Genomic DNA, 2,833 nt, shown 5'->3' with positions numbered 1-2,833 from the left:
CGTAGGGCCATGGACCGCGGAGATGTTCCTGATCTTCGTGCTGCACCGGCCCGATGTCTTTTCAATGGGGGACGTCGGTTTGCGCAACGCCGTGAACCGGCTCTACGCCGGCGGTCAGAAGCTGGACGCGAAAGCCACGCGCCAGATCACTGAGCGCTGGAGCCCCTGGCGTTCCATCGGCTCGTGGTATTTGTGGCGACTGACCGACGGCGAGGTCGGAACCTGGCAATAGCGCCATCGGTTTGGCATCAGCGGGGGGGACCGATAGCCTGTGTGCACCCTCCCGCACCGTGCCCCTGTCATGCCGCTTCGAAACGCGCCGTCCGCTACCAAGGCAAAGATCGTCAACATCGCGCAACGCCTGCGCGGCCGGATTCCGCCGCTCACGGAACACGGCCCTGCCTCGGAGGCGCTTGCTGCGCGCCTGCGCGCAACTCTCGGAGAGCGCCAGAGTACCAACGATTCGACGGTCGCTTGGGTGCCGGCCAAAGGGCTACAGTGGCAAACAACCACCCTGGAGCTTCGCCGAGGAGACACGGTCACACTCATCGCCAATGGCGTCGTTCACATGTTGCGTGCCCTGCGCGTCAGCCTTGGCCCGCATGCTTGTTGCTGGTACCGCATTGGCGACGGCACCATCCAACGGGCCCCCGCCGATGCGCACACCTTTACTGCCGATACCGACGGTCCGCTTCGCCTCGCGGCCGCACCGCCGGGCGCCTTCTCTGATCTTGCCGGCAATATCGAGCCGTCACCCCTCAACCGCTTCACCTCCGGGGGCTTGACCGTTGCAGCCATTCGTTGGCGTGAAGACGCCGAGCAACAACTGGCTGCAGCCAGCAGGCAAGACCCGGCCCTCTTCGAGGGCGCACGGCAGCGGCTGGAATCCCCCGTGCGGAAGCCGGAAGGCTGGCATTACCTCTGGCGGCTCGGCGAAGGCGAGTTGTATGAGTCGCGTGCTGCCGAGGATGGCAGGTGCGAAATTTGCTGCCAGACGCGGGGTGACGTGGGGATTCTGCAATACCCCACCGACCAGCCACTCTCGGCTGCGACCCGCCTGCAATGGTCGTGGCGCGCCGACCAGCTGCCCTCAGAGCAAGACGAGCACATCGACTTGACCCATGACTACCTTTCGATCGCCGTAGAATTCGACAATGGCCTCGATCTGACCTACATGTGGAGTGCTTCGCTGCCGCACGACACGGTGTTCCAGTGCCCTTTGCCATGGTGGAAGGAGCGCGAGACGCATTGGGTCATCCGCCGCGCCGGTGACGACCCGCTGCACACCTGGCTCGACGAGTCGCGCAACGTGGCAGAAGATTACGATGTGGCGATCGGTGGACCGCGCCCGGAGCGCATCGTCGGTATCTGGCTGATCGCCAACTCGCTGTTCCAGCGCGGCGTAGGAGCTTGCGCCTATCGGGCTATCAGGCTCTGCGACGAGGACCGGATCCTCGAGGACGTGACCAAGCCGCGTTGAGCGCGGAGCGCCCATGAAGCGCCGCTGTGGCGCAATCAAGGCGATGGGATGATCACACACACTATGGCGCGCGATCATCATCGCAGAGGTCACCGTACGCAAAGCAAAAGGCCCGGCGGAAGCCGGGCCCTGCTTCAATTTCGCGACCGTTTCTAGACGGGGCAGAGTGCTTCCAGCTCCTCCGGGGTGAAGGTCTGAGAGCCGCTCGGCGTATCGATCGTCACCGTTCCGTTGTCATTGTAGGTCGCGGTTACCGTGCCCTGCGTACTGTTGACCACGATCTGACCAGCGCGTGCCAGCCCCGTCGCGAGGTCGACAATGACCGGCGTCGGCGTGCTCACGGTACCGCTTCCCTCGCCACAGTCGCCGCTGGTGACAAAGGGCCCCTCGGAGATCAGACTTGCCTGGTCACCCATGAAATCCACGAAGGTCCGATAGGGCGTCGACGCGTTCCCGAGCGTACTGCGCACGGCCGGGAGCGCGGGATCAGCCGTGTTCACGATGTCCACCGTTTCACGGTAGAAGAATTCCGCCGTATCCGGCTCCTGGCCGTCCAGAACGAACTCGAAATCCACCGTACCGAGCTGTCCGATACGTACGCGATCCGCTTCCGGCGCCACCACCTCAATGAAGAATGGAGCGTCGCCTTCCCCCGCCGTATTGGTGCCCGAGAACCGTTCCGGCGGCGTGCCACCCGTCGGCGGCGAATCAAAGGTGGTTTGGCTGACGAGCACACCGTCGAAAATGGAGTCGCCGAGTCGACAGTTGCTGTAGTCGAAACGCGTCGTGATCGTTGTGAAATCGCTGCTGAAATCGGAATCACCGCTGGCGGATCCTGATTCACAGGGCACCATGAAGGCCTGCTTCGTGGTCAGTGAAGCGGTTGCCGGCTCGTTGCTCCCCGCATCCTGCGCGGTGACATTGGCATCCGCAAGGCTTACCCCAAGCTTAGCGAGTGAAGTGATAACAGCGGCCGATTGCCGCTGGGGTGTATCCAGGCCGCCATCACCATCGCTGCCACCATTCCCGCTTCCCCCATTTCCTGTACCGCCATCACCATCACTACCGTCGTCATCGCCAGCCCCGCCGTTGCCAGTATCTCCCCCGTTGCCATCGCCGGGGACAGATCCGCCATTTCCGCCGTTTCCGCCGTTTCCGCCGTTATCGCCGTTATCGCCGTTATCGGTCGGGTCCGGATCCTCAAACACATTGTCTCCCGTTGCGAGCCGGTCTTGTGCCCCATCACAGGCCGCCAATCCGAGCACTGCCAACAGCAGCACGAAGCGCAACGTAGCCATATCTACCCCCCTTATCTGTAAAGAAACCGAAATTTTTCCTCCTCAGCGCTCTCGG

Annotated in this window: 2 protein-coding genes and 1 pseudogene; 2 read left to right on the top strand and 1 reads right to left on the bottom strand. The window is 63.1% G+C overall.

The features are described from left to right. Positions 1 to 232, top strand: a pseudogene (locus tag MRY84_RS11110) (DNA-3-methyladenine glycosylase 2 family protein); the annotation flags it as partial. Positions 233 to 301: 69 nt separating this feature from the next. Beyond that, complete coding sequence (locus tag MRY84_RS11105) at positions 302 to 1,480, top strand: DUF3047 domain-containing protein (RefSeq protein ID WP_291505793.1); 1,179 nt, start codon at positions 302 to 304, stop codon at positions 1,478 to 1,480. Positions 1,481 to 1,632: 152 nt separating this feature from the next. Here the strand turns inward: MRY84_RS11105 and MRY84_RS11100 are convergent, their stop codons facing one another. Further along, positions 1,633 to 2,778, bottom strand: a complete 1,146-nt coding sequence (locus tag MRY84_RS11100) for a hypothetical protein (RefSeq protein WP_291505792.1) — start codon at positions 2,776 to 2,778, stop codon at positions 1,633 to 1,635. Positions 2,779 to 2,833 lie beyond the last annotated feature (55 nt).

This window comes from Acidovorax sp., assembly GCF_022763525.1.
Classification (GTDB): Bacteria; Pseudomonadota; Gammaproteobacteria; order Burkholderiales; family Burkholderiaceae_C; genus Acidovorax.
The sequence above is the reverse complement of the archived record's forward strand: the minus strand, read 5'-3'. Positions and strand labels throughout refer to the sequence as shown.